The organism is Aeromonas sp. S15(2024), from assembly GCF_041402265.1.
Classification (GTDB): Bacteria; Pseudomonadota; Gammaproteobacteria; order Enterobacterales; family Aeromonadaceae; genus Aeromonas; species Aeromonas dhakensis.
Window position 1 is genome coordinate 22343 of record NZ_JBGLQY010000018.1, and the last position, 23954, is coordinate 46296.

25 protein-coding genes and 1 rRNA gene are annotated in these 23954 nt (G+C 62.9%); 13 read left to right on the top strand and 13 right to left on the bottom strand.

All coding sequences use genetic code 11. The annotated features are described in order from the left end of the window. Nucleotides 1-69 precede the first annotated feature (69 nt). From ACB033_RS22040 to ACB033_RS22050, 3 genes are read left to right on the top strand one after another with little or no spacing between them, the layout of a single operon-like run. A complete protein-coding gene (locus ACB033_RS22040; protein ID WP_017780820.1) occupies nt 70-513 on the top strand; it encodes a PTS sugar transporter subunit IIA in 444 nt (147 codons plus the stop codon). A 32-nt stretch (nt 514-545) separates the two neighbouring features. After that, a complete protein-coding gene (locus tag ACB033_RS22045) occupies nt 546-833 on the top strand; it encodes a PTS sugar transporter subunit IIB (protein WP_005307531.1) in 288 nt (95 codons plus the stop codon). Nucleotides 834-893: 60 nt separating this feature from the next. Next, entirely contained in the window at nt 894-2150 is a 1257-nt protein-coding gene (locus ACB033_RS22050) for a PTS ascorbate transporter subunit IIC (RefSeq protein ID WP_139726413.1), read from the top strand. 65 nt (nt 2151-2215) lie between these two features. On the opposite strand, the gene waaA is transcribed toward ACB033_RS22050, so the two are convergent. Further along, entirely contained in the window at nt 2216-3481 is a 1266-nt protein-coding gene (gene waaA / locus ACB033_RS22055; protein ID WP_139726414.1) for a lipid IV(A) 3-deoxy-D-manno-octulosonic acid transferase, read from the bottom strand. 1 nt (nt 3482) lies between these two features. Continuing rightward, nucleotides 3483-4592 (bottom strand): lipopolysaccharide heptosyltransferase II, encoded by a 1110-nt coding sequence (waaF, locus tag ACB033_RS22060; protein ID WP_139726415.1) that lies wholly within the window; start codon nt 4590-4592, stop codon nt 3483-3485. A gap of 241 nt (nt 4593-4833) precedes the next feature. On the opposite strand from waaF, the gene ACB033_RS22065 reads away from it, so the two are divergent. After that, nucleotides 4834-5622 carry a glycosyltransferase family 2 protein gene (locus ACB033_RS22065; protein ID WP_017766505.1) on the top strand — a complete coding sequence of 263 codons (789 nt, stop codon included), beginning with the start codon at nt 4834-4836 and terminating at the stop codon, nt 5620-5622. An 88-nt stretch (nt 5623-5710) separates the two neighbouring features. Here ACB033_RS22065 and ACB033_RS22070 read toward each other — a convergent pair whose 3' ends face one another. Continuing rightward, nucleotides 5711-6754, bottom strand: a complete 1044-nt coding sequence (locus ACB033_RS22070; protein ID WP_005307516.1) for a glycosyltransferase family 9 protein — start codon at nt 6752-6754, stop codon at nt 5711-5713. Nucleotides 6755-6976: 222 nt separating this feature from the next. On the opposite strand from ACB033_RS22070, the gene coaD reads away from it, so the two are divergent. After that, a complete protein-coding gene (gene coaD / locus ACB033_RS22075; protein WP_017780816.1) occupies nt 6977-7459 on the top strand; it encodes a pantetheine-phosphate adenylyltransferase in 483 nt (160 codons plus the stop codon). Nucleotides 7460-7513: 54 nt separating this feature from the next. Here coaD and ACB033_RS22080 read toward each other — a convergent pair whose 3' ends face one another. The 6 genes from ACB033_RS22080 to radC form a co-directional block, all read right to left on the bottom strand. Then, nucleotides 7514-8395 (bottom strand): VirK/YbjX family protein, encoded by an 882-nt coding sequence (locus ACB033_RS22080; RefSeq protein WP_010635524.1) that lies wholly within the window; start codon nt 8393-8395, stop codon nt 7514-7516. A 178-nt stretch (nt 8396-8573) separates the two neighbouring features. Further along, entirely contained in the window at nt 8574-9386 is an 813-nt protein-coding gene (mutM, locus tag ACB033_RS22085; protein WP_010635525.1) for a bifunctional DNA-formamidopyrimidine glycosylase/DNA-(apurinic or apyrimidinic site) lyase, read from the bottom strand. A 30-nt stretch (nt 9387-9416) separates the two neighbouring features. After that, complete coding sequence (locus ACB033_RS22090; RefSeq protein ID WP_139726416.1) at nt 9417-9872, bottom strand: hypothetical protein; 456 nt, start codon at nt 9870-9872, stop codon at nt 9417-9419. Between the two features lie 93 nt (nt 9873-9965). Beyond that, nucleotides 9966-10133 (bottom strand): 50S ribosomal protein L33, encoded by a 168-nt coding sequence (rpmG, locus tag ACB033_RS22095; protein ID WP_005307500.1) that lies wholly within the window; start codon nt 10131-10133, stop codon nt 9966-9968. Between the two features lie 11 nt (nt 10134-10144). Then, a complete protein-coding gene (gene rpmB / locus ACB033_RS22100) occupies nt 10145-10381 on the bottom strand; it encodes a 50S ribosomal protein L28 (RefSeq protein ID WP_005307492.1) in 237 nt (78 codons plus the stop codon). Nucleotides 10382-10517: 136 nt separating this feature from the next. Continuing rightward, on the bottom strand, nt 10518-11192 hold the full coding sequence (gene radC, locus ACB033_RS22105; RefSeq protein WP_005307485.1) for a DNA repair protein RadC: 675 nt from the start codon (nt 11190-11192) through the stop codon (nt 10518-10520). A 147-nt stretch (nt 11193-11339) separates the two neighbouring features. Between radC and coaBC the strand changes: the two genes are divergently transcribed. The 4 genes from coaBC to ACB033_RS22125 all read left to right on the top strand — a co-directional run bounded on the left by coaBC (nt 11340) and on the right by ACB033_RS22125 (nt 14743). After that, nucleotides 11340-12542 carry a bifunctional phosphopantothenoylcysteine decarboxylase/phosphopantothenate--cysteine ligase CoaBC gene (coaBC, locus tag ACB033_RS22110; RefSeq protein ID WP_010635526.1) on the top strand — a complete coding sequence of 401 codons (1203 nt, stop codon included), beginning with the start codon at nt 11340-11342 and terminating at the stop codon, nt 12540-12542. Between the two features lie 40 nt (nt 12543-12582). After that, the gene (gene dut, locus ACB033_RS22115; protein WP_139726417.1) at nt 12583-13041 is read left to right on the top strand and encodes a dUTP diphosphatase; all 459 of its coding nucleotides are present in this window, start codon (nt 12583-12585) and stop codon (nt 13039-13041) included. 68 nt (nt 13042-13109) lie between these two features. Continuing rightward, complete coding sequence (slmA, locus tag ACB033_RS22120) at nt 13110-13706, top strand: nucleoid occlusion factor SlmA (protein WP_005307475.1); 597 nt, start codon at nt 13110-13112, stop codon at nt 13704-13706. Between the two features lie 200 nt (nt 13707-13906). Further along, nucleotides 13907-14743: a mechanosensitive ion channel domain-containing protein gene (locus ACB033_RS22125; protein ID WP_005307473.1), complete on the top strand. Its 837-nt coding sequence runs from the start codon at nt 13907-13909 to the stop codon at nt 14741-14743. Nucleotides 14744-14881: 138 nt separating this feature from the next. Here ACB033_RS22125 and ACB033_RS22130 read toward each other — a convergent pair whose 3' ends face one another. Then, nucleotides 14882-15070 (bottom strand): holin, encoded by a 189-nt coding sequence (locus ACB033_RS22130; RefSeq protein ID WP_139726418.1) that lies wholly within the window; start codon nt 15068-15070, stop codon nt 14882-14884. Between the two features lie 431 nt (nt 15071-15501). Here ACB033_RS22130 and pgi point away from each other — a divergent pair, with 431 nt between their 5' ends. Continuing rightward, nucleotides 15502-17151 (top strand): glucose-6-phosphate isomerase, encoded by a 1650-nt coding sequence (gene pgi, locus ACB033_RS22135; protein ID WP_139726420.1) that lies wholly within the window; start codon nt 15502-15504, stop codon nt 17149-17151. A gap of 156 nt (nt 17152-17307) precedes the next feature. On the opposite strand, the gene ilvC is transcribed toward pgi, so the two are convergent. Continuing rightward, nucleotides 17308-18789, bottom strand: coding sequence for a ketol-acid reductoisomerase (ilvC, locus tag ACB033_RS22140; protein WP_139726421.1), 1482 nt, complete (start codon nt 18787-18789; stop codon nt 17308-17310). A 217-nt stretch (nt 18790-19006) separates the two neighbouring features. Here ilvC and ilvY point away from each other — a divergent pair, with 217 nt between their 5' ends. Beyond that, nucleotides 19007-19900, top strand: a complete 894-nt coding sequence (gene ilvY / locus ACB033_RS22145; RefSeq protein ID WP_139726422.1) for an HTH-type transcriptional activator IlvY — start codon at nt 19007-19009, stop codon at nt 19898-19900. On the opposite strand, the gene ACB033_RS22150 is transcribed toward ilvY, so the two are convergent. Continuing rightward, nucleotides 19889-20761 (bottom strand): hypothetical protein, encoded by an 873-nt coding sequence (locus ACB033_RS22150; RefSeq protein WP_371140759.1) that lies wholly within the window; start codon nt 20759-20761, stop codon nt 19889-19891. The genes ilvY and ACB033_RS22150 overlap by 12 nt on opposite strands. A 171-nt stretch (nt 20762-20932) precedes the next feature. Between ACB033_RS22150 and ACB033_RS22155 the strand changes: the two genes are divergently transcribed. Together ACB033_RS22155 and ACB033_RS22160 are read left to right on the top strand one after the other, a co-directional pair. After that, on the top strand, nt 20933-21124 hold the full coding sequence (locus tag ACB033_RS22155; RefSeq protein ID WP_005307455.1) for a hypothetical protein: 192 nt from the start codon (nt 20933-20935) through the stop codon (nt 21122-21124). Between the two features lie 72 nt (nt 21125-21196). Further along, on the top strand, nt 21197-23776 hold the full coding sequence (locus tag ACB033_RS22160) for a bifunctional acetate--CoA ligase family protein/GNAT family N-acetyltransferase (RefSeq protein WP_139726424.1): 2580 nt from the start codon (nt 21197-21199) through the stop codon (nt 23774-23776). A gap of 78 nt (nt 23777-23854) precedes the next feature. Here the strand turns inward: ACB033_RS22160 and rrf are convergent. Next, nucleotides 23855-23954: ribosomal RNA gene (gene rrf / locus ACB033_RS22165) — 5S ribosomal RNA — on the bottom strand; the annotation flags it as partial.

The window sequence follows — 23954 nt, forward strand, 5'->3', positions numbered from 1 at the left end:
ATCAGGCTCACAGTTATCAGCCGGCAAGATCGCTAGATTGGCGCCATCTTATCCAGCCCGGACACTGCCATGCTGACCCAATTGCTGACCGAGGAGGTCATTTCCATCGAAGCGGGCGCCCGCGACTGGCGTCACGCCATCGAGCTGGCCACCGCCCCCCTGCTGGCCAACGGCACCATAGAGCCATCCTATGTGGCGGCGCTCTATCGCTCCCACGAAGAGCTCGGCCCCTACTACGTGCTGGGCCCGGGCCTGGCCATGCCCCACGCCCGCCCGGAAGACGGCGTCAACCGGCTGGGACTGGCGCTGACCGTGCTGAAGGAGGGGGTCAACTTCGGCTTCGAGGGCAACGACCCGGTCCGGCTGCTGGTAACCCTGGCCGCCAGCGACAGCAACTCCCACGTGGAGACCATCGCCCAGCTGGCCGAGCTGTTCATGAATGAAGAAGACGTGGCGGCCATCATGGCGGCCACCAGCAAAGACGACATCTTGCGCATCCTGGCGCGTTATTGAGTGGCGCCCTGCGCCCGATAGAGGAAGAGAACATGAAGATTCTGGTTGTATGCGGACACGGCCTGGGTACCAGCCTGATGATGGAGATGAGCATCAAGAGCATTCTCAAGGAGCTGGCCGTGACGGCCGAGGTGGATCACCGGGATCTCGCTTCCGCCGGCAGCGAGAGCGCCGAGATCTTTGTCGCCACCCGCGACATCGCCGAACAGCTGATCAGCATGGGGGTCGACGGCCGGCTGGTATCGCTGGACAACATGGTCGACAAGGCCGCCATGAAAGAAAAACTCGCCATCGCCCTGCGCGAGCTGGGCGCACTCTAACCCCTTTGCGACTGTCTGGGCGGCCGGTGAGCCGCCGCTTCCATCTGCTTGGAGCTGACCATGGAATTTTTCAATTTTCTGATGTTTGACGTGCTGTCGGAGCCGGCCGTGCTGGTTGGCCTGATCGCCCTCATCGGCCTGATCGCCCAGAAGAAACCGGTGACCGAGTGCATCAAGGGCACGGTCAAGACCATCATGGGCTTCGTCATCCTGGGGGCCGGCGCCACCCTGGTGGTGAACTCGCTGGGTGACTTTGCCACCATTTTCCAGCACGCCTTCGGCATCAAGGGGGTCGTCCCCAACAACGAGGCCATCGTCTCCATCGCCCAGCAGTCGTTCGGCAAGGAGATGGCGATGATCATGTTCTTCGCCATGCTGGTGAACATCCTGATCGCCCGGCTCACCCCGTGGAAATTCATCTTCCTGACCGGTCACCACACCCTGTTCATGTCGATGATGGTGGCGGCCATCCTCTCCGCCGGCGGCATGAGCGGTATCCCGCTCATCGCGATGGGCAGCCTGGTGGTCGGCGTGACCATGGTGCTGTTCCCGGCCCTCGCCCACCCCTACATGAAGCAGATCACCGGCTCCGATGACGTGGCACTCGGCCACTTCTCCACCTGCTCCTACGTGCTGGCCGGCTGGATCGGCGCCAAGTTCGGCAACAAGGCCCACAGCAGCGAAGAGGTGCAGGTGCCCAAGAGCCTGCTGTTCCTGCGCGATACCCCGGTGGCCATCTCCTTCACCATGGGCATCATCTTCCTCATCACCTCTCTGTTTGCCGGTGCGGATTACGTATCGGAAGTCGCCAAGGGCAAGCACTGGTTCATGTTCTCCCTGATGCAGTCCATCACCTTCGCCGCCGGGGTCTACGTGATCCTGCAGGGGGTACGGATGGTCATCGCCGAAATCGTGCCGGCCTTCAAGGGGATCTCCGACAAGCTGGTGCCCAACGCCAAGCCGGCGCTGGATTGCCCCATCGTCTTCCCCTATGCCCCCAATGCGGTGTTGATCGGCTTCCTGTCGAGCTTTGCCGCCGGCCTGGTGGGCATGGTGCTGCTCTACCTGCTGGGGCTCACCGTCATCATTCCGGGTGTCGTGCCGCACTTCTTCGTCGGCGCGGCGGCCGGGGTGTTCGGCAATGCCACCGGCGGCCGTCGCGGTGCCATGCTCGGGGCCTTCGCCAATGGCCTGCTGATCACCTTCCTGCCGGTGTTCCTGCTGCCGGTGCTGGGGGATCTCGGCTTTGCCAACACCACCTTCAGCGATGCCGACTTCGGCGTGGTGGGGATACTGCTTGGCCTTATCATGCGCTGAGCCGGCCTCTGAAATGCAAAACGGAGCGCGAAGCGCTCCGTTTTTTTATGCCCACCACTCCCGACTCAGTCGTTCTCCAGGCTGGCGAGGCAGTGAGACAGGGTGCGTGCCAGCGCCCCCTGGTTGCGCAGCACCACGGCGCGGGCCTGCTCGCCCATCTCCCGGCGCCGGCTCTCGTCGGCCAGCAGCGCGCTCACCTGCTCCCCCAGCTCGGCGGCATCGGCCACCACGGCGGCGCCACCCTGGGCCACCAGCTGGCGGGTGATGTCGCTGAAGTTGAAGTAGGCGGGGCCGCTCAGACAGGGTTTGCCGAGCGCCGCCGGCTCCAGCAGGTTGTGGCCGCCCACCTTGACCAGGCTGCCGCCGACGAAGGCCACGTCGGCCGCTGCCAGCATCAGCGGCAGCTCGCCCATGGTATCCCCCAGGTAGACCTTGTCGCGCTCGCCCACCGCACTGCCCGCCGTGCGCCGCACGCAGCCATAGGGGGCGCACAGCGCCGCCACCCGCTCGAACCGCTCGGGGTGGCGCGGCACCAGAATGAGCAGCGCAGAGGGATGACGTTTGAGCAACAGATCAAAGGCGGCCAGCACCTGCTCGTCTTCCCCCTGATGGGTGCTGGCGGCGATCCAGACCGGCCGATCCGTCCCCAGCAGCTGGCGCAGGGCGCGGCCCTTGGCCTGCACCTGCTCATCAAGCTGGATGTCGAACTTGATGGAGCCGGTCACCGCCAGCCGCTCGCGCCCCAACCCCAGCCGATAGAAGCGATCCGCATCGTCCTGGTGCTGGCAGAGCAGGTGGGTCAGCGGCCGGCTGAGGGCATCGAAGGCGCCCTGAAAACGGGCGTAACGCCGGCAGGATCGCTCCGAGAGGCGGGCATTGATGATGGTCACCGGCAGGTGGCGCGCCTCGCAGGCGGCCAGCCAGTTCGGCCACAGTTCGGTTTCCATCACCCAGAGCGCGCGCGGTTTGACGGCCTTGAGGAACGCCGCCACCGCCCAGGGGTAGTCGAGCGGCGCGTAGCGGTGCTCCACCAGATCCCCCAGCCTAGCGGCCTGCTCGGCGCCGGTACGGGTGGTGGTGGTGAGCAGGATCGGCAAGAAGGGCCGCTCAGCCTTGAGGGCGCGGATGAAAGGGCTGATGGCCAGCGTCTCTCCCACGCTCACCGCATGGATCCAGAGCGGCGCCTCCTGCCCGGTGGCGGGCGTTAGCCCCAGGTGCTCGGCCCAGCGCTTGCCAAAACCGGGCTTGCCCCTCTTCGGCTTGTAGAGCGCCAGCAATGCCAGCGGCAGCCCCAGGTGGATCAGCAGGTTGTAGAGCAGCCGATAGCCCATGCTAGTGCGGCTCCCCGCGCTTGCCCGGCTCGGCGACAAAACGGGGCGGTTCACCGGGTGCCAGCGGCGGGGCCGGCGTCTCGCTGCACTCCAGCCGGCGGCCGGCCTCGATGACCTGCTCCGGCATCAGCTCGATCAGGCACTTGAGGTGACCGAACTTACAGGTGCGCTTGAAGCAGGGGCGGCACTCGATGTCGGTGTGGACGATCTCGACCCGGTCCGCCAGCGGCGGCGTGTAGAGCGGCGAGGTGGAGCCATAGACCCCGATCAGCGGCCGGTTGAGGGCGGCGGCGACGTGCATCAGGCCGGAGTCGTTGGCGATCACCCGCCCGGCCAGCGCCATCAGGTCGATCGCCTCGTACAGGCTGGTCTTGCCCGCCAGCACGTGGCAGTTGGGGCGCGACAGCGGATTGATCCGGTCGCGGATGGTATTGGCCACCGCCACGTCCTTGCCGGAGCCGAAGATCCACACCTGCCAGCCCTCGTCGAGGTGCTTTTGTGCCACCACGGCGTAGTGGCCCTCCGGCCAGCGCTTGGCCGGGCCGAACTCGGCCCCCGGGCAGAGCACCAGCACCGGGCGGGCGCGATCCAGCCCGAGCCGCGCCAGCGCCTTCTCCTGGTTGACGAGATCGACGTTGAGGGCCGGCTGGGGGATGGTCGGGATGTCGGCCCGGCTTTTCATCTGCGCCTTGGGATAGGCCAGTGCCAGGTAGGCCTCCACCATCAGCGGAAAGGCGGACTTGTTGCTGCGCATGTCGTTGAGCAGGCCGAAGCGGTGCTCGCCTTTCCAGCCGGTGCGCACCGGGATGCGGGCAAACCAGGGGATCAGCGCCGACTTCATGGAGTTGGGCTGGATGATGGCCTGATCGTACTTTTCGGCCGCCAGCTGCTTGCCGAGCCGACGGCGGGCTCCCAGCTTGAAGTCGCCGTGGCCAAGCGGCATCGGGATGGCCTTGTCCACCTCCGGCATCCGCTCCAGCAGGGCACCACACCAGGCGGGCGCCATCACGTGCAGCTCGCTGTCGGGGTGGTTGGCCTTGATCGCCTTGTAGAGGCTCTGGGACATCACCATGTCGCCGACCCAGGAGGGGCCGATCACCAATATTTTCATCTCGCACTTCTCCAGGGCCACGCCCTGCGGTTAATCGTTGCTGGCCGAGATTATGCCCGAAGAATGGCCCGAGAAATAACAGAAGATCCCGCTGCCATGCATCCTGGCGCCAAAAAACAACCCATTTGAAACCGACTCGTATCCCGCCGCCGGAACCATGCTCCGCCTGCCGTTTTAGGCTAGAATGGGCGCCAATTTGAGCATGGCCCGCCAGTCGGGCGCCAACAAGAGCCTTTAATCCGTGAACAAACCGACTCTGGCGGCTGTCCTTATCGTCAAGAATGAAGCCGAAAACCTGCGCCCCTGCCTCGCCTCCCTCGACGGACTGGTCGACGAGATCGTCATCATGGACTCCGGCAGCCAGGACGAGACCCCGGCCATCGCCGCCGAATTCGGCGCCCGCTTCTTCGTCAACCCGGTGTGGCCGGGCTTCGGCCGCCAGCGCCGGCTCGCCCAGTCCCACGTGCAATCCGACTGGGTGCTGTGGCTGGATGCGGACGAGCGGCTCACCCCCGAGCTGAAAGCCGCCATCGCCGCCGTCATGGCCAACCCGGCCAGCGACACCATCTACTCGATCCCGCGCCTCTCCTGGGTGTTCGGCCGTTTCATCCGCCACAGCGGCTGGTACCCGGACCGGGTGCTGCGCCTCTATCCCAAGGATCTCACCAGCTACAACGAGGTGCTGGTGCACGAGAAGGTGGAGGTACGTGCCAACATGAAGATCGTCAACCTGCACGGCGACCTGCTCCACTTCACCTATCGGGATCTGGAGCACTACCTGGTCAAGTCCGCCGGCTATGCCCGCGCCTGGGCCGATCAGCGCACCGCCCGCGGCAAGAAGGGCTCCCTCGGCCAGGGGCTGGTGCACGCGCTGGGCTGTTTCCTCAAGATGTACCTGCTCAAGGCCGGCTTCCTCGACGGCAAGCAGGGGCTCCTGCTGGCCATCCTGTCGGCCCACTCCACCTTCGTGAAGTACGCCGACCTCTGGATCCGCCAGCAGCCGCAGGCACCGGAACAGGCGGACAAGTAAACCGCCGCAGACGGGGGCTGCCAGCGAGCAGCCCCCCATACGAGACAGGGCCCTTGAAGGGCCCTGTCTGCATTTGCGCTATCCGCTATCACTGCTCGCTGCGCCAGAACGGCGGTGCCCAGCGGGCGATCGCCGCCGCCATGGTCTTGGGATCGAGCTGACTCATGTCTTCCGGGTGATCGCTGTCTTCCGGCGGGCTGAACGCCAGGTGGCGCCCCTCGCTGTTGAGCGGACGCCAGCGCAGCGGCGTCGCCGAGCGGTGCGCCGGGAAGAAGCCGATAGTGGGCACATCCAGCGCCGCGGCGATGTGCAGCGGCCCTGTACTGCCCGCCACGAACAGGGCGGCGTTGGCCATCACCTGGCAGAACTTGGGCAGCCCCTCCTCGGAGCGGTAGATCCAGCCGTTGCCGCCGTGGGCCAGCAGCTCGGCCGCCAGCTGTTCGGCGATCTTCTCCTCCCCCGGCCCCGCAGTCAGGATGCACTGCAGCTCGGGACAGGCCTGGTTGAGCTTGATGATGAGGCGGGCGTACTGCTCGATGGAGAGGTTGTTGGCCGAGCCGCCGCTGCCGGCATGCACCATCAGCCAGGGGCGGCCGGCATCGAGCCGCAGGCGGGCGGCAACCTGCTCGCGCACCTGTTGCAGGCTCTCGGCATCGAAGCTGAGGTAGGGGCCCTGCGGCTCCACCGCGCTCACCTGCTGGTCGGCAAGGAAACGGCGCACCAGATCCAGGTTGTATTCGTACTCCGGCTTCTGGGAGCGGGAGCGGCGCTGGATCAGGCGCTGGTTGTAGAGCACCTGGGCCAGCTTGGTGGCCGGCGCCAGCCGGTAGGGAATGTGCGCCTTCCACACCAGCATGGCGTTGCGGGAGTTGGAGAAGAGGCAGATGGAGGCATCGAAGGCGGCCGCCTTGATGCGTGCCTGCAAGGCACGTTGTTGTTCCTTGTCGGCCCGTGAGCCCGGATCCAGGATGATCTCGTCAATCCAGGGGCAGAGGCGGGCCAGCGGCGCCGTGTAGGCGGGAACCAGGGCAGTCACATGACACTCCATGGAGCGCTTGAGCATGGCAAAACTCGGCCAGGCCAGCATGAAGTCACCAATCTTGTCATTGCGGACTACCAGAATACGTTTCATAAAAAATCCCTTTGCTCCCTGTCACCAACGCAAGGAGGCTTGATGCGCGATGCGGTATTCTTGCCTGATGTATCGCTATTCTCAAGCGAAGACGCCCGTCGGTGCTGATTTGACGCGGCAAAGCCACCATCGGGGCGCCAAAACTCGCCCCAAGGCGGTCGCGCCAATCCCCCAACAGACCCTATAATGCGACCAAATTTCCCGGTTGCAGGAATCAGCAGCATGACCAACAAGGTAATCTATCCCGGCACCTTCGATCCCGTCACCAACGGCCACACCGATCTCATCGGCCGGGCCGCCAGACTGTTTGACCAGGTGGTGGTCGGGGTGGCCAACAGCCCGAGCAAGCGGCCGCTGTTCGATCTGGACGAGCGGGTGCAGCTGGCCCGCCAGGTAACCGCCCACCTTCCCAACGTCAAGGTGGTCGGCTTCTCCGGCCTGCTGGTGGATTTCGCCAGGGAGCAGCAGGCCAACGTGCTGATCCGCGGTCTGCGCGCCGTCTCCGACTTCGAATACGAGTTTCAGCTGGCCAACATGAATCGCCGCCTGATGCCGGAGCTGGAGAGCGTGTTCCTCACCCCGGCCGAGGAGAACTCCTTCATCTCCTCCACCCTGGTGAAGGAGGTGGCCCTGCACGGCGGCGACATCCGCCAGTTCGTCGACCCCATAGTGGCAGCCGCCATCAAGGCCAAACAGACCAAGTAACAACGAAACAGGCTACCCGAGGGTAGCCTGTTTGCTGCTGGGGGCCTGTGCGACTCAGCCCGCCAGACGCGGGCCCAGCAGCTGCTGGCCTGCCAGGGTCAGCTGATCGAGCCACTCGTAGCGGCGCCGGTACATGGCCCGCTTCTTGGAGGCGATCTCCTCCAGCGGTTTGCGCTGGGCGGGCTGCAGCCGCACGAAGTTGGCGTCCAGATCGGTGGCACCGAACTCCTGCCACAGCTCGTCATAGTCCGCCTGCAGACAGGCCTTCTTCTTCTTGCTGTAGCGCCGGGCCTGATAGATGTGAGCCTTCATCCGCACCGCCGAGATATGCTCGGCCTGCATCGCCTCGGCCAGCTGCATCACCAGCATCACCACCAGCGACTTGGGCCGTAGACCGTGGCCCTCCTTGGTCAGCGCACGCACCTTGTCCTGCGCCTGCTCGATGCAGGGCTCCGGGCCCTGTACCGAACCGATCACCACCGCCAGCCGGTTGGGGGTGCCGGCCAGCGAGAAGGCGCAGCTGTAGAGCCGCTTGCCCTGCGGGTCGACGATGGAGAGGGCCAGCTCCGCCTCGCGGCGGAAGGTGCCGTCGTGGCGCAGCACGATGCGGCAGCCGCTCTCGGGATAACGGCCGAGCTCGATGCCATCCCCCAGATAGAGCGGGTCGATCAGATCCGGGTAGCGAGCCAGCATCAGCCGATAGTGGTTTTCCAGCATCTCGGCCCGCTCGGTCGCGGTGGAGCCGGCGAAGCGATAGGGTCGCATCGGCTTGTCGAGCAGCTCGGGATAGTGGGCAGGCAGGGCCTTGAGCGGTTCGGCCTGGAACAGCTCGAACACCCGGCTCAGCTGTTGCCGATAGAGCAGGCTGCGCAGCACGAACTTGGCGCGATTGAAGGTTTTGCGGGCGCTGTCATCGGGATAGAGGAAGCGCGCCATTTTTTGGGCACAATAGTGCCCCTGCTGGGACAAATGGTCCCAGTCTATTGATTTAGCTGTCATTTTATTGTCTCAAACCGCCTGAACGGCCGAGATAGTAGTGACGGGCGAGCAAATATTCAACAGACTGGAAATACTCTCTTACAACTTGGCCGTTTCAGGCCGAAAAAACCGCGATTCAGCGCTGACAGTGGGAACAGAACACGGTCGTGCGCTGCCCCAGCCGGATTTCGCTGAGCAGGGTGTGGCAGTGAAAACAGGGCTGGCCACCCCGCCCGTACACCTGCAACTGCTGCACGAAATAACCCGGTTTGCCATCCGCACTGGTGAAATCCTTGAGGGTGGTGCCGCCCTGCCGAATCGCCTCGGCCAGCACCCGCTTTATCTCCCCTACCAGGGTGCCCAGCCGCTCGGCGCTGATGTTGCCCGCCGCCCGCTTGGGATGAATGCCAGCGGCATAGAGCGCCTCGTTGGCGTAGATGTTGCCTACCCCGACCACCACCTGGTTGTCCATCAGGAAGGTTTTAATGGCAGTGCTGCGCCCCTTGGCACGCTCACGCAGGTAATCGGCGTTGAAGGCGTCGGTGAGCGGCTCAGGCCCCAGCTTGGCCAGCAGCGCATGCGCCTCGGCCGGCTCGCGGGTCCACAGTAGGGCGCCGAAGCGGCGCGGATCGTTGAGCCGCAGCAGCTTGCCGTTCTCGAGCTCGATATCCACGTGATCGTGCTTCTCGGCCGGGGTGCCGATGTCCAGCACCCGCAGGCTGCCCGACATGCCCAGATGGAGGATGGCGGTACCGAAGTCGGTCTCCAGCAGCAGGTACTTGGCGCGGCGGCTGACCCGGTGGATGGTGAGGTCCACCAGCTCCTGGATCTCCCCCGGCACCGGCCAGCGCAGACGGCCGTCCCGCACCACCACCCTAGTGACCTTGATGCCGGTAAGCCAGGGCGAGATGCCCTGGCGGCTGACTTCGACTTCCGGTAATTCAGGCATGGGATCCTCGTGCTGACGCTGAAAAATGGGTTAGGGAGCGGGACGCAGCAGGCTGCGATACTGCTCCTGGCTCAGGCTGAGCCAGGTCGAGGGGGGCAGCAGGGCGGCAAACTTGCCGTCATCCTGATAGAGCCCCACCTCGATGGGGTCGCTCTGGCCAGCGACCCAGATCTTGAGGGTAACCGGATTGCCGCGCACGGCTTCGCCGGGCGGCAGCAACCAGCCCTGCCAGGCCTCGATGTGCGCCGCCAGCTGGGCACTGCTGAGCCCCAGATCCGGCCCGCTGCGCCAGCCCTGTCCGATGCGCTCTATCTGCCAGCTCGGCCCCTGCCAGGTGAGCACCACGGCGCTCTCCGGCAACAGCGGACGCGCCCGCTTGGCGGTGTTTTCCTGCTGGGCGATCTCCAGCCGGTGCAACAGGGTGATCACGATCAGCACCACCACAATGATCACGTTGTTCCAGCCTCTGCGGCTCAATTTGAACATGACAAGCCTCCCTTCGAACCGGCAGTGTACTGAATTCCAGCCATAAAAAAACCCGGCACAGGGCCGGGTTTTTGGGAATGCAGCATCAAGTAATTACTTGATTTTGCCTTCCTTGTAGATCACATGCTGACGAACAACGGGATCAAACTTTTTGATTTCCATTTTTTCGGGCATGGTGCGCTTGTTTTTGGTAGTGGTATAGAAGTGACCAGTACCGGCGCTGGAGTTCAGGCGAATCTTCTCGCGAATACCTTTAGCCATGATCTAATTCCTTATACCTTAACACCGCTGGCGCGCAGTTCAGCCAGAACCACTTCAACGCCACGCTTGTCGATGATACGCATGCCTTTTGCGGATACGCGCAGGCTTACGAAGCGTTTTTCACTCTCAACCCAGAAACGGTGAGTGTGCAGGTTCGGCAGGAAACGACGCTTGGTAGCGTTGTTAGCGTGCGAACGGTTGTTACCAACTGCCGGGCGCTTGCCGGTTACTTGGCATACTCTAGACATGTCAGTCTCTCCAAATCTTACTTCATTGCTCGAGCAAATATCTGCCCCGCTGGCCTTCGATTGCGGGGCAAACAGAAGGCGGCATTTTATACAGCATCCGTGATCAAAGATCAACTAATACGGAGCCAGAGCACAGTCATAACCAACCGCGCTCGGCGAAAGAAACCGTGATGCCATCACCGATCACCAAGTGATCCAGCACTCTGATATCGATCAGGGCCAGGGCGGCCGTGATCCGATCCGTGATCTGGCGGTCGGCCCTACTGGGCTCGGCGACGCCGGACGGGTGATTATGCGCCAGAATCACGGCGGCTGCATTATGTTTGAGTGCGATCTGCACGATTTCTCTGGGCCAGACGCTCGCCGAGTCGAGGGTGCCGTAAAAAAGTTCAACGAATTGAATCACTCTGTGCTGATTGTCGAGCAGCAGCAGGGCAAACACCTCCCGCGGCCGATCCCGCAGCTGGGCCTGCAGATAGTCTCGGGTCAGCTGGGGCGAGGTGAGTGCATCCCCCCGTTGCAGCTGCTGCGCCAGATGACGTTTACCCATCTCCAGCACCGCCTGCAGCTGAGCATATTTGGCTGGGCCCAGGCCATGCGCCTCGCAGAAGGCACGTCGGTCCGCCCCCAGCAGATTGCGCAGCGATCCGAACTGATTCAACAGGTTGCGGGAGAGATCGACCGCACTCAGGCCACTGACCCCGGTGCGCAGGAAGATCGCCAGCAGCTCGGCATCGGACAAGCCGCCCGGGCCGTGACGCAGCAGCTTCTCACGGGGTCGTTCATCCTCTGGCCACTCCTTGATGCTCATTTGTCTCTCCTTCGCGCTATTGAGAGAAAACATAGCAAAGAAATCACGGGAGCCCGGCCACAAGACCCCCATGTCAGCCTCTGTCGTCCACTGCTGCCTGTGGTATCTTAGCCGACCAGTCAGAGTGAGCCGGAAGAGAAACAGCAGATGAGATTGGCCGATAAACGCATCCTGTTGGGTGTCAGTGGCGGGATCGCCGCCTACAAGAGTGCCGAGCTGGTGCGCCGCCTGAAAGATCAGGGCGCCGAGGTACGGGTGGTGATGACCCGCTCCGCCAAGGAGTTCATCACCCCGCTGACCCTGCAGGCCGTCTCCGGCCACCCGGTGGCCGACAGTCTGCTGGATCCCGCTGCCGAGGCGGGCATGGGCCACATCGAGCTGGCCAAGTGGGCCGATCTGGTGCTGATCGCCCCCGCCAGCGCCAATCTGATGGCCCGCATGGCCGCCGGCATGGCCGACGAGCTGCTCACCACCCTCTGCCTGGCCACCCCGGCACCGGTGGCGCTGGCGCCGGCCATGAATCAGCAGATGTACCTCAACGCCGCCACTCAGGCCAACCTCAAGACCCTCGCCAGTCGCGGCATCCTGCTGTGGGGGCCGGATTCCGGCAGCCAGGCATGCGGTGACGTGGGCCCGGGCCGGATGCTGGATCCCCTCGAGCTGGTTGAACGCTGCTGCCAGCAGCTCGCCGCCGAGCCGCTGCTGGCCGGCGTCAGGCTGCTGCTGACTGCCGGGCCGACCCGTGAAGCACTCGATCCGGTGCGCTACATCAGCAACCACAGCTCAGGCAAGATGGGCTATGCCATCGCCCGCGCCGCCCGTGAAGCGGGTGCCGAGGTGACACTGGTGAGCGGCCCGGTGGCACTGGCCACCCCGGCCGGCGTCACCCGCGTCGACGTCGAGAGCGCCGAGCAGATGCACCAGGCGGTCATGAGCCGGGTCGGCGAGAGCGACCTCTTCATCGGCTGCGCCGCCGTCGCCGATTATCGCCCCGCCCAGGTGGCCGAGCAGAAGATCAAGAAGACCGGCGACAACGACCAGATGCAGCTGACCCTGGTCAAAAACCCCGACATCATCGCCGCCGTGGGGGCCTTGTCAGACAAACCCTTCACCGTCGGATTTGCCGCAGAAACCGTGGATGTGGAACAATACGCCCTCGACAAACTGCAGCGTAAGCGGCTGGACATGATCGCCGCCAACGACGTATCCCGTGCGGGCCAGGGCTTCAATGCCGATGACAATGCCCTCACCGTGTTCTGGCAAGGGGGTCAAGCCCCTCTGCCTCTGGCCGATAAGCTGACGCTGGCTCGTCACCTGATTGCCCTGATTGCACGCCATTACCGGCGCTGAGCCAGTCAATCGACCACCTCCACTCCAATAAAAACGATTTATGACAACACAAATTGAACTGAAGATTCTGGATGCCCGCATCGGCACCGACTATCCGCTGCCTGCCTACGCCACACCGGGCTCCGCCGGCATGGATCTGCGCGCCCTGCTGGATGCCCCGCTGACGCTGGCCCCGGGTGATACCACCCTGGTACCGACCGGGCTGGCCATCCACATCCAGGATCCGGGCCTGTGCGCCACCATCCTGCCCCGCTCCGGCCTCGGCCATAAACACGGCATCGTGCTGGGCAACCTGGTCGGCCTCATCGATTCCGACTACCAGGGCCAGCTGATGGTCTCGGTATGGAACCGCAGCAAAGAGGCGTTCACCATGCAGCCCGGCGAGCGCATCGCCCAGCTGGTGATCATGCCGGTGGTTCAGGCCAGCTTCCAACTGGTCGATGAGTTCAATCAGAGCGAACGGGGTGAAGGCGGTTTTGGTTCTTCTGGTCGCCAATAACAGACCACACCGACCCGAGCGGCGGTGCCTAATAACAGAATCAGGCCATTGTTTTTTTAGGGGAATCCATGGCAAGCAGTAATCAGAAACAGAGTCGGCGCGATCAGATCCTGCAGGCGCTCGCCCACATGCTGGAGACCAGCCCAGGCCAGCGCATCACCACGGCCCGTCTGGCGGCCGAGGTGGGGGTCTCCGAGGCAGCCCTCTATCGACATTTTCCCAGCAAGGCGCGGATGTTCGAGGGGCTGATCGACTTTATCGAAGATTCCCTGCTGTCACGGGTCAACCTGATCATGGCCGAAGAGAAGGACACCATGAGCCGCTGTCACCACATACTGCAGCTGCTGCTGGTGTTCGCCGAGCGCAATCCCGGTATCACCCGCATCCTCAACGGCGACGCCCTGCTGGGCGAGCACGACCGGCTGCGGGATCGCATCAGCATCCTGTTCGACAAGCTGGAGACCCAGATCAAGCAGGTGCTGCGGGAAAAACGGCTGCGCGAAGGCCAGGGCTTCCAGCTCGACGAAACCATGCTGGCCAACCTGCTGCTGGCCTATACCGAGGGGCGGATCAGTCAGTTCGTCCGCTCCGAGTTCAAAATCAAACCCACCGCCGGGTTTGAAGATCAGTGGCAGTTTATCCGCAGCCAGCTGCTGCAGAGCTGAGCAGTACGCCCGGCGACAATGCATTCGCAATCAGCCGCGGCCACGCCGCTCCAGATGGATTGCAGTAAAGAGGGAGGCCTTGGCCTCCCTTGTTTTTTGTGGCACAAAAGAGGCGGTGAGCACCAGATGCGACCCGGACTGTCGCATGCCAATGTTAGATTCATGCGTCATAAACCTTTTATCGCCTGACAGGACACCCTATGGAACCCGAAATCATTACCGAAGCGCAGACCTGGCTGGTCAACAACCAGGGCCTGCTGATCGAGTATGCCGTCAACATCGCGGCCGCCCTGCTCACCCTGCTGGTCGGCTACATCGCCGCCAACCTCATCAGCGGCGCCGTGGTCAAGGTGATGCAGTCCCGCAAGCTGGACACCACTGTCACCCACTTCGTCGGCAGCATCCTCAAGTACGCCATCCTGGTGTTCGTGGTGATCGCCGCGTTGGGCCGGGTCGGGGTGCAGACCGCCTCCTTCGTCGCCATTATCGGTGCCGCCGGTCTGGCCATCGGTCTGGCGCTGCAGGGCTCGCTCTCCAACTTCGCCGCCGGCTTCCTGCTGATCATCTTCCGCCCCATCAAGGCAGGCGAGTTCATCGAGGTGGCAGGCACCAATGGCGTGGTGCAATCCGTTCAGCTGTTCACCACCACTCTCACCTCAGGTGACAACAAGATGGTGGTGGTGCCCAACTCCGCCATCCTCAACGGCACTATCGTTAACTACTCGCGCATGGATACCCGCCGCGTCGACATGACCTTCGGCATCGGCTACGGCTCGGATCTCCGCAAGGCCAAGCAGATCCTGGAGCGGCTGGTGAACGAAGAGCCGCGCATCCTCAAGGAGCCGGCCACCACCATCGCCGTCGCCGCGCTGGCCGACTCCTCGGTCAACATAGTCGTGCGCCCCTGGGTCAAGACCGGCGACTACTGGGGAGTCTGGTTCGACTTCCACGAGAAGGTGAAGCTCACCTTCGATGCCGAAGGCATCGAGATCCCCTTCCCGCAGATGGTCATGCACATGCAAAAGCCGCAGGCGTAAACGCGGTTTTGCAGCCACCCACAATGCCAGCCTTCGGGCTGGCATTGTCGTCTCTGGCTGCGGCAGGGGTGAACACGGCCATAAAAAAGCCGGCCACAATGGGCCGGACTTTGTTTTCAGCATTCCGGGGACGTCGGCTTACACCAGCCGACTTGCCACCCGGTTGAGCAGCGGTTGCACCAGCACATATCCCCCCAGCACGGCACCGATCACCGCCAGTACCCGCAGCGGCAAGGTAGGGGCCGCACTGGTCAGCACCAGGGTCAACAGGCCGATGAGGCCGGTGGCGATCAGGCTAAGGGCAAACAGGGACAACACAGCTTTCATAGCGATCTCCTCACTCCAGACAGTAGCCATCCCTGGGAGATCTCGTCCATGCGACACCCATGCTAGCCATCTTGGGCCGCCGACAATTTGCGCCTGCGCATGAAATGAGCGAAAAGGCGTCTATCGAATACTCTTTTGGCTGCCATGCCAGGTTGCCACCCCGCCCGCAGCATGCCCCCGCCCTGAAAGCCCTTTCAACGGCAGCAAGCCCGACCAAGTATGCGCAAACGCAAGATCCGGCTGCCATGAGTGACTCATAATCGCAGCGTTTTGGTTGTAAACTCGGTCGATGGCAGACAATTGGTAAAGCTCTGTTACACGGGCCGCACCATGGGCTCGGTATAATGGGCCCGGTATAGTGCTCGAATAATAAGGTTTGGCGGGAGCCTTGCCTGCAAGGTTCATACACAACTTGGAAGACTGATAATCCTATGAAAAACATCAATCCAACCCAGACCCAGGCCTGGCAGGCACTGGAAGCCCACTTTGCAGCGAACAAAGAGACCCGGCTCAAGGATCTGTTCACCCAGGATCCCCAGCGTTTCGACAAATTCTCCCTCACCTTCGGTGGCGACATCCTGGTCGACTACTCCAAGAACCTGATCACCGAAGAAACCCTCAAGTTGCTGGTTGATCTGGCCAAAGAGACCGATCTTCGCAGCGCGATCGACGCCATGTTCAATGGCGACAAGATCAACATGACCGAAGGCCGCTCGGTACTGCACGTGGCCCTGCGCAACCGCTCCGACCGCCCCATCGAGTGTGACGGCAAGGATGTGATGCCGGAAGTAAACGCCGTGCTGGCCAAGATGAAGGGCTTCTGCGAGAAGATCATCAGCGGCGAATGGAAAGGCTACACCGGCAAGGCGATCCAGCACGTGGTCAACATCGGTATCGGTGGCTCCGATCTGGGCCCGGTGATGATCACCGAGGCACTGCGTCCCTACAAAAACCACCTGCAGATGCACTTCGTCTCCAACGTCGATGGCACCCACATCGCCGAGACCCTGAAGAAGATCGATCCGGAAACCACCCTGTTCCTGGTGGCCTCCAAGACCTTCACCACTCAGGAGACCATGACCAACGCCCTGACCGCCCGCGACTGGTTCATCAAGATCGCCGGTGACAAGGCCCACGTTGCCAAGCACTTCGCCGCCCTCTCCACCAACGGCAAGGCCGTGGCCGAGTTCGGCATCGACACCAACAACATGTTCGAGTTCTGGGACTGGGTTGGCGGCCGCTACTCCTCCTGGTCAGCCATCGGCATGCCCATCGCCCTGTCCGTCGGTTTCGAGAACTTCGAAGCCCTGCTGCAAGGTGCCTTCGAGATGGACATGCACTTCGCCACTGCCTCCTATGAGCAGAACGTGCCGGTGCTGCTGGCGCTGATTGGCCTGTGGTACAACAACTTCCATGGTGCCGAGTCCGAAGCCATTCTGCCGTACGACCAGTACATGCACCGCTTCCCGGCCTACTTCCAGCAGGGCAACATGGAGTCCAACGGCAAGTACGTGGATCGCAACGGCAAGCCGGTTGACTACCAGACCGGCCCCATCATCTGGGGTGAGCCGGGCACCAACGGCCAGCACGCCTTCTACCAGCTGATCCATCAGGGCACCAAGCTGATCCCCTGTGACTTCCTGGCACCGGCCATCAGCCACAACCCGATCGGTGACCACCACCCGAAACTGCTGGCCAACTTCTTCGCCCAGACCGAGGCGCTGGCCTTCGGCAAGAGCAAGGAGCAGGTCGAAGCCGAGTTCCTGGCGGCTGGCAAGACCCTGGAGCAGGTCAAGGATCTGGTGCCGTTCAAGGTGTTCGAAGGCAACCGCCCAACCAACTCCATCCTGTTCAAGAGCCTGACCCCGAAAACCCTGGGTGCTCTTATCGCCATGTACGAGCACAAGATCTTCGTACAGGGCGCAATCTGGAACATCTTCAGCTTCGACCAGTGGGGCGTGGAGCTGGGCAAACAGCTGGCCAACAAGATCCTGCCGGAGCTCAACACTGCCGAAGCGGTCACCAGCCACGACTGCTCCACCAACGGTCTGATCAACACCTGGAAAGCGTGGAAAGCCTGATTTAGCCAGCCTTTCTGAATGCAAAAGCCCCGCTCGATGAGCGGGGCTTTTTTATGGCTGTCGGGCTGGTTTTGCTGGCTGGCCGGTCGGGTGTCCAGCCCGACCGGCGACGGGGATCGTCACCCCCGCCCCTTCATCATCCTGCCCGATGCCGGCTTAACCGCCGACGGCGATGCGCTTCATGTCTTTCATGTAACCGCGCAGTACCTGCCCGATCGCTTCGATGGGGTGGTTGCGGGTCGCCTCGTTGGCCGCCAGCAACGCCAGGTTGTCGACGCTCTGCCCTTCCGCCTTGCTGGCACCCAGGTCGCCCGCTTTCAGGGTCGGCATGAAGTGCTCGCGCAGCAAGGGCACGGCGGCGTTGGCGAACAGGTAGTTGCCGTACTCGGCGGTGTCGGAGATGACCACGTTCATCTCGTACAGGCGCTTGCGAGCGACTGTGTTGGCGATCAGCGGCAGCTCGTGCAGGGATTCGTAGTAGGCGGACTCCTCGTAGATACCGGAAGCCACCATGGTCTCGAACGCCAGCTCGACACCCGCCTTGACCATGGCCACCATCACCACGCCATTGTCGAAGTACTCCTGCTCGGCAATCTTGCCTGCAAAGGCCGGGGCGTTTTCGAAGGCGGACTTGCCGGTCTCTTCGCGCCAGCCGAACAGCTTGGCGTCGTCTTCGGCCCAGTCGGCCATCATGCCGCGGGAGAACTCGCCGGCGATGATATCGTCCATGTGCTTCTCGAACAGCGGACGCATCAGGGTCTTGAGCTGCTCGGAGAGCTCGAAGGCGCGCAGCTTGGCCGGGTTGGAGAGACGGTCCATCATCAGGCTGATGCCACCCTGCTTCAGGGCTTCGGTGATGGTCTCCCAACCGAACTGGATCAGCTTGCCGGCGTAGGCCTTGTCGGTCCCTTCGGCAACCAGCTTGTCGTAGCAGAGCAGGGAACCGGCCTGCAACATGCCGCAGAGGATGGTCTGCTCGCCCATCAGGTCGGATTTCACTTCCGCCACGAAGGAGGATTCCAGCACGCCGGCACGGTCGCCGCCGGTGGCAGAGGCCCACGCCTTGGCGATGGCCATGCCTTCACCCTGGGGATCGTTCTCCGGGTGAACGGCGATCAGGGTCGGTACGCCGAAACCGCGCTTGTACTCTTCGCGCACTTCGGTACCCGGGCACTTGGGCGCGACCATCACAACCGTGATGTCGGAGCGGATCTGCTGACCCTCTTCCACCACGTTGAAGCCGTGGGAGTAGCCCAGTGCGGCGCCCTGCTTCATCAGCGGCATCACGGTTTTGACCACGTCGGAGTGCTGCTTGTCCGGAGTCAGGTTCAGCACCAGATCGGCGGTCGGGATCAGCTCTTCATAGGTGCCGACCGCAAAGCCGTTGTCGGTAGCCTTCTGCCAGGAGGCACGCTTCTCGGTGATGGCGGCCTTGCGCAGGGCGTAGGAGATATCCAGCCCGGAGTCGCGCATGTTCAGGCCCTGGTTCAGGCCCTGGGCACCACAGCCCACAATCACCACCTTCTTGCCCTTCAGCACGTTGCAGCCGTCCGCGAACTCTTCGCGCTGCATGAAACGACACTTGCCCAGCTGGGCCAACTGCTGACGCAGGTTCAAGGTGTTGAAATAGTTAGCCATGGTGATTGCTCCGTTCGATTGATTCCATGCCGGATGGCGGCGTTGTCGAAACCACTATAGCGCGGGACACTTATTGCCTGAACTGATATATTCGAAACAGTACGTTGCAATAATTGAAACGTTAACCCTTCATCATCGCCGGCAAAATGAACTACCAGATGGTAGATGCCAACTGCCCAGGATCTCAGGCAGAGATGCCGCACCAGGAGTTGAAAAGATGGACCTTCGCAATCTCGAGCTGTTTCTCCACCTCGCCGACTCCCTCCACTTCGGCAAGAGCGCCGATGCCATGGCGGTCAGCCCCTCCACTCTCAGCCGCGCCATCCAGCGGCTGGAGCAGGAGACCGGCTGCGTGCTGTTCGAGCGGGACAACCGCTCGGTACGGCTCACCCCGGCGGGCGAGAAGCTGCGCGAGTTTGGTGGAGAGCTGCTGCAGGAGTGGCGCCAGCTCAAGCAGGAGCTCAAGCGCAGCGACGAACCGCTGCAGGGCCGATTGCGGGTGTTCTGCTCGGTCACCGCCAGCTACTTCCTGCTACCCGAGGTGCTGGAGCGCTTTCGCCGCCGCTATCCCCAGCTGGAGATCAAGCTGGAGACCGGCGACCCGGCGCTGGCGGTGGACAAGATCCTGGCCGACGAGGCCGATCTCGCCATCGCCGCCCGCCCCGATGCCCTCTCCGCCAAGCTGGAATTTGCCAGTCTGCAGCAGGTACCACTGGTGTTCATCGCCCCCCGCACCGCACCGCAGCAGGGGCAGTGGTTCCAGCAGGGCGAGCCGGACTGGGAGCGGCTGCCGCTGATCCTCTCGGAGCAGGGGCTGGCCCGCAAACGCTGCGATCAGTGGCTGCGCAACAAAGGGATCGCCCCCAACATCTATGCGGAAGTGGCGGGCAACGAGGGGATTGTCGCCATGGTGGCGCTCGGCTTCGGCGTGGGACTGGTGCCAGCGGCGGTGATCGACCACAGCCCCATGGGTGAGAAGGTACGCATCGTCGAGCCCAAGCCGGCGCTCAAGCCATTCGATGTCGGTATCGCGGTGCTCAAGAAGCGGCTGGAAGAGCCGCTGATCCGCGCCTTCTGGGATACGGCGCGGGGACAGGGTTCACTGCGCTGACAAGGCGGGCAACACTGGTGCATAGATGAGCGAGGGATCCTGCATCATGGCGCGGCTGCCGGCCGGCAGATCCGGATTGCTCAGCTCCAGCATCACCCGCCGATCGAGCTGCAGCCGCCGGATGGTGCTGCCAAAACCCGCCTCGAATATCCGCTCATAGTCACCGGACTGGCGGGCCCGCTGCAGCCCCAGCTCGATGCGCTTGGCCAACTCCGGATACCTGGGTGAGACGAAGAACAGCAGCGCCAGTGGATAGCGAAACACCAGGTGGGGTTCAATGGCCAGATCAGGATGTTGTGTGAGCTCATCCTCGATCTCGATGACCGAGCGCAGAAAGCAGTCGAAGCGCCGCTTACGCAGCATGTTGAACAGGGCCTCATAGAGGCCGCCAACCACCACGTCGAGGCCGTTCTCCTTGAGCAAACGGGTATCAGGCCAGGATCTGTGCTGACCGATGCGAAACCCTGCCTGCCGCCAGTCGGGCAGCGATCGTATGTTGGCGAACAGCCCCTCGTCCCCCTGCCGAACGAGGCACACCCGCCAGCCCAGCAACCCTTTCGCCAACGGAACATGAATGGCCAGCAGGGTGCGCTCGCGCTCCTCATCGGGCGCAAACACCCCGACCTGCACCAGTTCGCCCCCCTGCAACTCCTTGACCGCCCGACCCTGCTCCATCGGCGGACTGGCAATCAGCCGATAGGGGCCATATTCGGGCACGGTCAGATCGAGGGAGAGTCGCAACAGAGCAGCCACGGCGGGATTGGGGTGATCAAGCAGCAGATTCCAGGCCCTGATGGGAGTCTCGGCCGCCTGCACGCTGCCAGCCAGCAGAATGACGCACCATAGCCAGCTCCTGATCATTGCACTCCTCCCCTTGTCACTTCCTCACTATAACCTCTCCTCCTCTACCGCCGGGCGCGTGGCAGCACGGATATGTGAGCGACTCGATGTCAAATATGACAGTAGCTACGGCAAGGGGCAGATCAGAGACTAGACTGAACGTTCAACCTGAGTGGAAGAGGGAGTCCCGCCATGATGTCCAATCTGATCGAAATCAACAGCTCGCTGCTGTTCGACGAGTACCTGCAAAGCCTGGGGGTACCCTCAACCTTGCTGGATCAGGAACAGGACATCTATCTGCAGGAACACCACCTGGCAGCGGTACGTCAGATCCAGGGTGAACTGAGGTTTTACCTCCGCGCCAACGCCCTCACCAAGCAGTGATCCGCAGCCGGTCACAGAACCGGCGCTGAATGCATATTACACTGGCACCATCCGCCACCCACGGGAGTGCCCATGAAACCAAGCGGCCTGGATCGGCTCTTCAAACCCCAGTCAATCGCCGTCATCGGCGCCTCGACCGACCCGCAGAAGGCCGGTCACGTGGTCATAAGGCACCTGCTCGCCGGCCATTTCAAGGGCCCCATCCTGCCGGTCAGCCCGCACAGCAAGGCCATTGCCGGCGTGCTGGCTTATTCCGACATCGACAGTCTCCCCCTTGCCCCTGACCTCGCCATCGTCTGTACCCGGCGGGAACGGGTACTGACCCTCATCGAGGCGCTCGGCAAGCGGGGAGCGGGTGCCGCCATCATACTGGCGGCCGATTTCACCCCACCTGAGCGCGAACAACTGCAGCGACTGAGCCGGCAATACGACATCCGCCTGCTCGGCCCCAACAGCATGGGGATGTTGTTGCCGGGTCAGGGCATCAATGCTAGCTTCTCACCGATTGCCGCAAAGCCCGGTCAGGTCGCCTTTCTCTCCCAGTCGGCCGCCGTCAGCACCACCATTCTGGATTGGGCCAAACAGCATGAACTCGGCTTCTCGACCTTCATCTCCCTTGGCGATCACTGCGATATCAACTTCGGCCAGCTGCTGGATCAGCTCTCCCGCGACAGCGTGACCCGCGCCATCCTGCTCTACATGGACAAGCTGCAGGACGCCCGCCATTTTCTCTCGGCTGCCCGCGCCGCCGCCCGCAACAAGCCCATCTTGGTGCTCAAGAGCGGCCGCCATGAGCCGGACAACGGGCTCGACAACGTCTATGACGCCGCCATCCGCAGGGCCGGCATGCTGCGGGTACGGGATACCCACGAACTGTTTGCCGCCGTCGAGACCCTGAGCCACTCCTTGACCCTCAAGGGGGAGCGGCTCGCCATCATCTCCAATGGCCGTGGCCTGGCCAACATGGCGATCGACAAGTTGCTGGAGCGTGGCGGCAAGCTGGCGATGCCGCCCCGCGACATCGGCAGCGATGCCGACATCAATGACTATCAGCAGGCTCTCGACGACCTGCTGCAAGGGGACGAGGCTGACGCCATCCTGCTCATCCATGCCCCTTCACTCACCGCCCGCGGTGCTGCCCTGGCCCGCAGCCTGATCGACTACGTCAAACAGCATCCCAGGGCCAGACGCTTCAATATCCTGACCAACTGGGCGGGGGAATATTCAGCCCAGGAGGGGCGCAGGCTGTTCAGCGAGGCGGGATTCCCCACCTACCGCACCCCGGAGAGTGCGGTCGCCGCCTTCATGCATATGGTGGAGTACCGCCGTAACCAGAAGCAGCTGATGGAAACCCCCGCATCGCTGCAGGGTGACAGGCTCAACGTCGACCAGTGCCAACTGCTGATCCGGCAGGCGCTGGAACGTAAACAGCTCACCCTCGACACCCATCTGGCACACCCCATTTTGCAGGCCGCTGGGCTCTCCACCCTACCGACCTGGATCGTCTCCGATGCCATCGAGGCCACCCTGACCGCGGAGCAGATCGGCTATCCGGTCGCGGTCAAGCTGCGCTCGCCAGACATACTCCACAAGTCGGCCGTACACGGCGTCATGCTCAACCTGCGCACCTCGACCGAAGTCGCCCAGGCTGCGGACGCCATTCTGGATCGAGTCAGGCAACACGACCCCGGTGCCCGCATCGAAGGCCTGCTGGTACAGCGGATGGCACGGCGCAGCGGCGGTCTGGAGCTGCGGATCCGGCTGCAACAAGACCCGGTGTTCGGCCCTGTCATCCTGCTCGGTGAATCAGGGGCTGAACCGCAGGAGATGATGGCGGCCCTGCCGCCACTCAACCAGGCGCTGGCACGCTACCAGATCATAGGGGCGCTCAAGAGTCGCAAGATCCGTGAGCAGGCCAGTCCGGAGCGGCTCGATATCGATGCCCTCTGCCAGGTGCTGTGCCAACTGTCGGAGCTGCTGCTCGCCTTCCCCGAGATCCAGCAGCTGGATCTGCACCCGCTGCAGGCCTGCGGCGCCGAGATGGTGGTGCTGGACGCCAGCCTGACCCTGCAACCCCATGAAGAGGGCAGCTGCAGGCTGGCTATCCGTCCCTATCCCACCGAGCTGGAAGAGGGGGCCTGGCTCAAGGATCAGAGCCATGTGCTGCTGCGCCCCATCCGGCCGGAGGATGAACCGGCCCACAAGCAATTTGTCCTCAAGGTATCGGATGAAGACAGGTACAAGCGCTTCTTCGCCGATGTGGGGGAGCTGGGGCACGAGGAGCTGGCCCGCATGACCCAGATCGATTACGACCGGGAGATGGCCTTTGTCGCCGTAGGACAGGATGGGGAACGAAAAGATCAGATTTTAGGGGTGGTTCGCGCCATTTCGACACCGGATCTGAGCGATGCCGAGTTTGCCATTCTGGTACGGTCCGACCTGAAAGGGTTGGGGCTTGGCAAGCTGATGATGGAGAAGATAGTGCGCTACGCGAAAGAGCGCGGCATTGGCCAGCTCTCCGGCATGACCATGCCCAGCAATCGCGGCATGATCAATCTTGCCAAGCGACTCGGCTTCAAGATCGATATTCAGCTGGAGGAAGGGGTTGTCAACATGGCGCTGCCCTGTGCCGATCAGGCCGAAGAGGCATAGCACCAAGAAATAGCGGGGATCAGAAATTGTAGGCAATTAAAGAAGCCCGCTCAAATGAGCGGGCTTCTTTAATTGGGTGCCTGGCAGTGTCCTACTCTCGCATGGCGAATGCCACACTACCATCGGCGCTACAGCGTTTCACTTCTGAGTTCGGCATGGGGTCAGGTGGTTCCACTGC